The 8550-nt window shown below is 39.6% G+C and carries 5 protein-coding genes; all 5 read left to right on the top strand.

Annotated features, from left to right (window positions below):
• Positions 1 to 139 precede the first annotated feature (139 nt).
• The 5 genes from ACTB00_RS12910 (at position 140) to ACTB00_RS12890 (ending at position 8492) form a co-directional block, all read left to right on the top strand.
• A complete protein-coding gene (locus ACTB00_RS12910; RefSeq protein ID WP_463300334.1) occupies positions 140 to 796 on the top strand; it encodes a transposase in 657 nt (218 codons plus the stop codon).
• 592 nt (positions 797 to 1388) lie between these two features.
• Entirely contained in the window at positions 1389 to 1970 is a 582-nt protein-coding gene (locus ACTB00_RS12905; RefSeq protein WP_463300333.1) for a hypothetical protein, read from the top strand.
• A 226-nt stretch (positions 1971 to 2196) separates the two neighbouring features.
• Positions 2197 to 2424, top strand: coding sequence for a ClbS/DfsB family four-helix bundle protein (locus ACTB00_RS12900; protein WP_463300332.1), 228 nt, complete (start codon positions 2197 to 2199; stop codon positions 2422 to 2424).
• A gap of 481 nt (positions 2425 to 2905) precedes the next feature.
• Entirely contained in the window at positions 2906 to 4354 is a 1449-nt protein-coding gene (locus tag ACTB00_RS12895; protein WP_463300331.1) for an MltF family protein, read from the top strand.
• A gap of 418 nt (positions 4355 to 4772) precedes the next feature.
• Positions 4773 to 8492 carry a PAS domain S-box protein gene (locus ACTB00_RS12890; protein WP_463300330.1) on the top strand — a complete coding sequence of 1240 codons (3720 nt, stop codon included), beginning with the start codon at positions 4773 to 4775 and terminating at the stop codon, positions 8490 to 8492.
• Positions 8493 to 8550 lie beyond the last annotated feature (58 nt).

The following is an 8550-nucleotide window of genomic DNA, read 5'->3' as shown; positions in this document are numbered from 1 at the left end:
TCCGGGCTTTAGCCCATAACTCCATCTTGTTGAATATCAACTATTCTATTTTTATTCGTTTCTGGCATCACCCAAGTTTTAATTTTTCCCGGACAGCAGTGATTTTTAATTATTAAATTAATAGCACCTGATCAGACCAATGGATAAATTTCTGAATAAATATCGCATTCCATCAGCCCGCCTGCAAAATTGGGATTACGGTTCGAATGCTGCCTATTTTGTAAGCATATGCACCGGCAACCGGGCCTGTTATTTCGGACATGTGGCGGATGGGAAAATGGTTTTGTCGGAAACAGGCGATATTGCGCGACAATATTGGCTGGCTATTCCCGACCATTTTTCATTTGTTGAATTAGGGGCCTTTGTTGTCATGCCCAACCATATACACGGCCTGTTGATTTTCAATAAATCTGGAAACGATCAAACATACGATCATAAAAATGCCCCTGTTCATGCCACCAACGGTATTGATGATGGCATGAACGTTGGCGATGACGGCATCGTAGAGACGCCCGAATCGGGCGTCTCTACCACCGCATCCCCCGCCCAGACCGCCGCCGCATCGGAAAAATGGAAACCGGCAACATTGGGGGTAATTATCAATCAATACAAACGGGTCGTCACCATCAATGCCCGTAAAATCGATGCCGATTTTGCCTGGCAATCCCGGTTTCACGATCACATCATCCGCAACCCCGAATCGTTCCAACGAATTTCAAATTACATTCGGACCAATCCGGCAAACTGGCCGAACGATCAATTTAATTCGTTCAACCAAAATCCTGAACACAGGTAGAAACGGGTGGTGGGGTTTCCAAACTGCTACGCGAGCGTTGACCCAATCTTCCAATAGAGAAGAGATGAGTCAGAGCAATCCGAAAGGATTGAGATGAACTCCGGAGTGAGTCAAAACGCATACCCGTCAAACTCCTTCACCGCCATACCATTTTCTCCCGAAAAGCTGACCTCCACATAACTGATGTATTCCTTCCCGGTTTCATCGGTACTTTCCGCCGAACGGCAAAAAAAAGGAAAGCGTCATTCTGAATTTATTTCAGGATCTACAACTTACTGCTAATCCTCCACTTCACGATTCCGAAACAAGTTCGGAATGACGGGAAAAATACATTGAATTTGAGTGAGCAGATAGCCAATAGTACCTTAAATGGGTTTGGTAATATTTATAAAATTGGGCTTGATGAACCTGAAACGTTCGATTGAAAAACCTGCACAATAAACAGGGCTTTAAGCGGCGCGTGGTGCCAAAACTTAAGGTGAAACCTTCGGCAACGATTCGAAACTTCCGGTTGCAGGTAGTTAACGATGTCGGATATTATTGCTAAGTTTAGGACATCCTTTCTGAATAATGAAACGAAAACTTAATGATCATGAAAACGGTATCAACATTTGATTTATATCTGTGGAATTTATTTGTACCCAAATTAAGCGAAGAGAGTTTTAAAAATCGACTGGTCTGCTTGCTTGCGGTTTCTTATATATCGGTCTATAAATTACCGAGAAAGTGTATCCTGAATTATTTCAAAGGTAAGGGTAGCGACATGGTCATTGATTCTGATGAGGTGATCATGAACAACCAGGAGGTTTTAAATCAATTAACGGAAGCAATCGCTTCATCCAAGCGTAACGGATCAACAGCGGGTTCTCTTCGTATCTGCCAGACCGATATTCACAAGCCCAATTACAAGTATTCGATTGGTTCATTTACGATTAATTATTTGATACATGATGAATCGATTGAAATAACAATAAAATCAGGGTATCATTTCCAACTTAATCCCGACCGGCTCACCAGGCATTTACACAGTTGGTTCTATTCACTCACAATAAAAGGGCATGCTGAAAGCTTTGAGATTAAGGGTAATCCATGGACCACATCCTTCCCGGAATTGCTTGCTGTTAAAATGAAGAAGAAAGCTGAAAGACAGCCTAAACTTGCTTTATTGATTTGATTGCTAAGAAAATATGGAGAACCTGAATCGTTCTTTCTGGATCTTGTAATCGATAGAAACAGAATCCTCTGCTCCCGGGCTATTTTATCACGTGGAGAGTAGGAGCAAGGGTTTCACGGTAAACGGTGAAATGGTGGGGCAGCAGGGGAGATAACAGCATATTACAATAAAGAAATAGATTGACCCGAAAGATCGTGGCGTACGCGAACACATAAAAAACACTAAAATGGCAAGACCAAGATCAAAAAGTGACTTACTTGAAGCAGCAAACACAAATTATGAAAAGCTTTGGAAAGTGATTGATTCGATGACCGAACAGGAACTGAATAAGGATTTTGATTTTTCTGACGATTTAAAGAAAAAAGAAGCTCACTGGAAACGAGACAAGAACCTCAGGGATGTTTTCATTCACCTCTACGAATGGCACCAATTAAAAAATTACGTGCGCATCTGAATAAAATTCAAAAAAAATAAATAATTCCGTTCACGCGCAAGGTCATGGTGTACTGAGTAAACGGAAAAGACTTCCACGGCATCCGATGAAATGGTACGGCGGAGAGGCGCAGCTTCACCTTCAATCTGCAAGCTCACTTTTATCGGACTGAGAACAGAGACCAAATGCTGATGTCTGACAAACCTCCGGACACGTGCAGCAGTCTGCCTCTCAGCTGATCGAATGCACTAGCGGGGAATGAATTGATCCGAAGTTAAAACACCGTATCGGACGACTCAAAAACGGATGGCCGAAATTGCTTAATTGGCTCGGAAAGAGATCATGCCCATGCAGCTTTTAAAGTAGGGTGCGCATTTCTCGAATTTTGGATTGCGAAATATCTTCACTAATTTATAGTGCTTCAACGGGATGTTTAAACCCATTTTCATGCATTGATTGCTGTTTCAAGAGAGCAGAGAGTCGTAATTTAAATTGATAACCTATGATTTTAAAAACAACTTTTAAACTCCGTTACCAACTATTACTAATCCTGTCCTTTTTTATGGTGAGCTGTTCGCAGGAACAGAAAAACGATAAAACCAGATCAAAGTCTAATCCAATAGAATGGGATTTAAAGGAAATCAAAGAGGCCGGCAAATTGAGAGCCTTAACAGTTTATAGTAGCACGACCTATTTTCTCTATCGGGGGCGCCCCATGGGTTACGAATATGAATTACTGGAACGATTTGCCGAATATTTAGACGTTTCGCTTGAACTGATTGTGGTTAAAAATATGGACGAGTTATTCGAAAAACTCAATGCCGGCGAGGGCGATCTGGTAGCGCATGGATTAACCATTACCTCCCTTCGAAAAAAAGAAGTCTCTTTCACCGATTATTTATATCTGACCAAACAGGTGCTCGTGCAAAAAAAACCGGACAATTGGCGAACCATGCACTGGAATAAATTAGAAAACGCCTTGATTGAGGATCCGATGGAACTTTTAAACGATACCGTTTCAATCCGACGTAATTCATCATATAGCGAAAGAATTGTGAATCTATCGGAGGAGCTTGGCGGACAAATATACGTTGATACTCTTTCGGGAGAAATGGCGACCGACGAAATCATAAAAGAAGTGGCCCGGGGAGATATTGAATACACCATTGCAGATCAGAACATCGCCAGCATCATGGCTTCGTATTACCCCATTTTAGATATTGATGTTCCGGTTAGCTTTTCGCAGAGAATAAGTTGGGCAACGCGCCACAACTCACCTAATTTACTGAAAGCCACAAATGAGTGGTTGAAGGAACTGAAAAAGGAAGTGGATTATAACGTGATTTACAACAAGTATTTCAAAAACAGCAGGGATTTTCGACGACGCGTTAAAAGTGATTTTTATAGTTTGAATAATCAGGAAATAAGTCCGTATGACGACTTGATAAAAACGTATTCTAATGAACTAAATTGGGATTGGCGATTGGTCACCTCGCTGATCTACCAGGAATCTAAATTTAATCCGAATAACAGCTCCTGGGCCGATGCAGCAGGGTTGATGCAGCTCATGCCGGCTACGGCAGAGGAACTAGGTGTTACCGATAGAACCGACCCGGAGCAAAGTATAAAAGGGGGCACAACCTACTTAAAACAAATTAGGGAGAATTTTGAAAGCCTGGAAGACTCTATCCAGAAGATTAAATTCACGATGGCAGCTTATAATTGTGGTCTGTATCACGTGATCGATGCCCAGAGCCTTGCTGAAAAACGAGGACTGGATCCTGATGTTTGGGATGAGAATGTTGAGGATATGATTTTGGAATTAAGCGTACCCAAAAATTATAACGATCCGGTTGTAAACTACGGTTATGTTCGCGGTATAGAACCGTACAACTATGTACGTCAAATTTTCGAACGCTACCAACACTACACTCAGTTTATCGACGAATGATCATTTAAGTAGTGCGAATAATTTAGTGTCATGTTTCGAGTCTTTAACAATTTGTGATAGAAGCGAAACCGAAAATATCAAATAGGTCCGTGACCTTCTATAATTGTAATGTTTTATGACATATTGCTCAATGAGTTTTTCTTGCAGTATTGGTTATTGAAGGAGTTGATTCATGCCGAAAAAATACCGATATTGATATCGTGACTATAGCTATTGAAACACCGGAATTAAACGGGTATGAGGCTATCCGGAAAATCTGGGAATTCAATAAAGGGTTGATAGTCATTGTGTAATCGGCCTATGCCATGGTAGGCAACCGTGCAAGTTCAATAAAGGCCGGATGTAACGATTACATTGCTAAACCGATAGAAAAGGACAGATTATTGGAAAAAATCAGGACCCATCTAAAAACAGAATCATGAATGTACATGACAAAAAACCGGATGCCGCAAAACCAGTTAAGAGTCTAAACTATAAAATCATTGTTGTTGAAGGCGATGAAGGATTGAATCGCTTAATTCAGAAAACGCTTCAAAAAGAAGGTTATAAAACCGACTGCGCAAAGACTGGACAAGAAGCATTGGATAAATCCAGTGGTGACGAAAATGAGATCCTGTTGATCGATTACAAATTGCCGGATATGACAGGCAGCCAATTAACAAAACAATTAACCCAAAAATACCATAAAATACCCCCGGTAATTGTACTTACAGGTTTTGGTAATGAGAAAATTGCCATTGAAATGATGAAGGAGGGTGTTTGGGACTATATGGTGAAAGAATCTGATTTTATAGACATTTTACCACAGAAAATAAAACACCTATGCGCCGACATTGATAAAAACAAAAAACTTGAAAAGGCAGAAGAAGATTTGCGCAAAAATCTGGAGGTTTTAAACGATACCGGTGAAATGGCGCGCGTTGGTGGCTGGGAAGTTAATTTGGAAGACAACACGGTTTACTGGACACAAAGCACGAAAAAGATACATGAAGTTCCTGAAGATTATTTACCAACACTCGAGGAAGCGATTAATTTCTTTCCGGGAGAATCAAAAACACGGATGGGAAAAGCAATCGATAAAGCCATTCAAGAAGGAAGCCAATATGAAATAGAGTCACAATTTGTAACTGCAAAAGGCAATACATTGTGGGTACATGCCATTGGTAAACCTGAACTAAAAGAGGGTAAATGTGTGCGTTTACATGGTACTTTTCAGGATATTACTGAACGGAAAAAAGCGGAAGAACAATTGAAGGCACTCAATCAACAGTTACTGGCAAACGAACACGAATTACAAGCCTCCAATCAGCAATTGTCAGCAGGAGAACAGCAAGTTCTGGCGGCAAATCAACAGTTAATAGCAAGCGAACAACAACTTAGAGCCGCTAACCAACAATTAAAGGCAAGCGAAGAGCAATTGAAGGCAGCAAATCAGCGATTGTTAGCTAACGAAAAGGAGCTTGTAAAAAGTAAAGAAACAGCAGAGCTGTATTTAAACATTTCCGCAGAAATCATGATGACCTTTGATGAAAAGGGTAAAATTACTTTACTGAACGGAAGCGGTCATCACATGCTGGGATACGACAATCATGAATTAATAGGGAAAAATTGGTTTGAGACTTGTATACCCCGAGAAATATCTAAAAAACTAAGAAAAGAATTCCAAAAGTTCATGAATGGTGAAGCAGAAGAGATGTCTTATTATCAAAATCAGGTTATCACCAAATCCGGAGAATTTAGAACCATTCGCTGGTATAATCATATTATAAAAAATGATGATGGGAAAATTACAGGTTTATTAAGTTCTGGTGAAGATATTACGGAAAGAATAAAAGCAGAGGAAGAATTGAAGAAGAGTGAACAGTTCTCAAGAAGTATAATCAGTTCTATGCCCAATGGATTTTCCATCCTGGATGCAAAGGGAGTTCATCTCGATGTAAATAAATCATTCTGCGAAATGACGGGTTTTTCCAAAAGGGAATTGGTAGGGACCAAACCGCCGCACCCTTACTGGCCCGAAGAGGAATATGAGAACATAAATAGGGCATTTGAAAAGAGTGTTCAAGGAAAAGCCGGAGAATTGGAGTTGGTATTTAAGAAGAAAAACGGCGAACGTTTCCCCGTGATTGTAAGCCCGTCGCAGTTGGTGGACGACAAAGGAAACGTAATCAGCAATTTTGCAACGATTAAGGATATAACCGAATGGAAAAAAGTCCAGAGCGAAATAATAAAGGCGAAGAGAAACGCAGAAATTAGTGAGGAAAGATTCCGAAAATCTCAGGAGGTCGGTCATATTGGAAGCTGGGAATTTAACCTGATAACAAATGAATTCTGGGGTTCAGATGAAAGCAAACGTATTTATAAGCTGGATTTGGATGAAGAAGAATTTTCGGCAGAAGAAGTGATGAAAATTGTTGCTGAGAAAGACAGAGAAAAAGTCAATCAGGCAATGATTGATCTGGTGAATAAAAATAAACCATATGATATCGTATTTGAAATAACTCCCAAAAATACTTCTGAAAAAAAGATAATCCGTTCTATCGCGGAAGTTCAAAGAGACAAAGATGGCAATCCGGCTAAAGTTACCGGAATATTGCATGATATCACCGAACAAAAACTGGCTGAACAAAAAATTAAAAACAGTGAATCCTTCTTAAAAGCAATTTTTGATAACAGCCTGAACGCGATAATCGTTTCAGACGATCAGGGAAACTATATGATTTGTAATAATGCTGCAGCTGAATTATTGGGATACTCAAAAGAGAAACTTCTGAAAATGAATGTGGCCGATTTGCAAACGATCGAAGAAAAAGGAGCATCCAGAAAGTACAAAGAATATATAGATAAAAACAAAGATAGAGGAGAATTTGAATTTATAACCCCTAATGGTGACATAAAGACTGCACTTTATGCCGCAATTCGAATAAAAAAAGATTTTAACCTCAGTATTTTATCTGATATAACGGATCGTAAGCAGGTTGAAATTGAGTTAATAGAAGCCAAAGAAAAAGCCGAAGAAAGCGACCGCCTAAAATCAGCATTTTTGGCTAATATGAGTCATGAAATACGTACACCCATGAATGGTATTCTGGGGTTTACAAGCCTACTGAAAAATCCCAAACTGACTGGTAAGCAGCAAGAAAGATTCATCGACATTATTGAAAAAAGCGGCGACCGCATGTTAACCACCATTAACGACATCATCGATATCTCTAAAATTGAATCGGGGCAAGTTGATATTAAAATTTCTAATATCAATTTGAATAATCAATTGGATGAGCTTTTTGCATTTTTCCAGCCTGAGACGACGAAGAAAAACATCAAACTTTCCATTACAAACCGGCTTCCCGATCAACAGGCCTCTGTTAATTCGGATAAAGAAAAACTAAATTCAATACTCGTAAATTTTATCAAGAATGCCATAAAATACACCCGTGGCGGCAGTATTGAATTTGGCTATTCGATCAATAAAAAAGCCAACAATAAAGAACTCGAGTTTTATGTGAAGGATACAGGCATCGGAATTCCAACCGAAAGACAAGAAGCCGTATTTAATCGTTTTGTGCAAGCTGATATTCATGACAAGCAGGTTTATGAGGGCTCCGGGTTGGGACTGGCCATTTCGAAAGCCTATGTGGAAATGTTAGGTGGACAAATTTGGGTGGAAAGCGAGGAAGGAGTTGGTTCTCAATTTTACTTTACAATTCCTTACAAAACAAACACAAAAGAAATACATGAAAAGAACGCAGAGGATTTGAATCAACCGCAGTCAATTGAAAACGAATTAAAAATATTGATTGCCGAAGATGATGAAACTGCCATAACTTATTTAAGTATCATACTTAAAGAATATGCGAAAGAAATGCTGGTTGCAAAAACGGGGATTGAAGCCGTAGAAATGTGCCGTAATAATCCGGAACTAGACATCGTTCTAATGGATATTAAAATGCCTGGCATAGATGGATACGAGGCAACACGACGAATACGTGAATTCAATAAAGACATATTTATCTTAGCGCAAACAGCCTACGCACAATCGGAGGATCGAGAAAAGGCAATCGAAGCTGGATGCGATGAGTATATTTCGAAGCCCATAAACCAAACAAAATTGGTGGAAATTATATCAAATCGCTTCTGATCTTAAAAAAACGGCCACAGATATTTCTCTACTTAATTGGGAGTTCAAATGGCAATTA

This window comes from Sunxiuqinia sp. (genome assembly GCF_055140945.1).
This window is presented reverse-complemented; position numbering and strand designations above follow the sequence as displayed.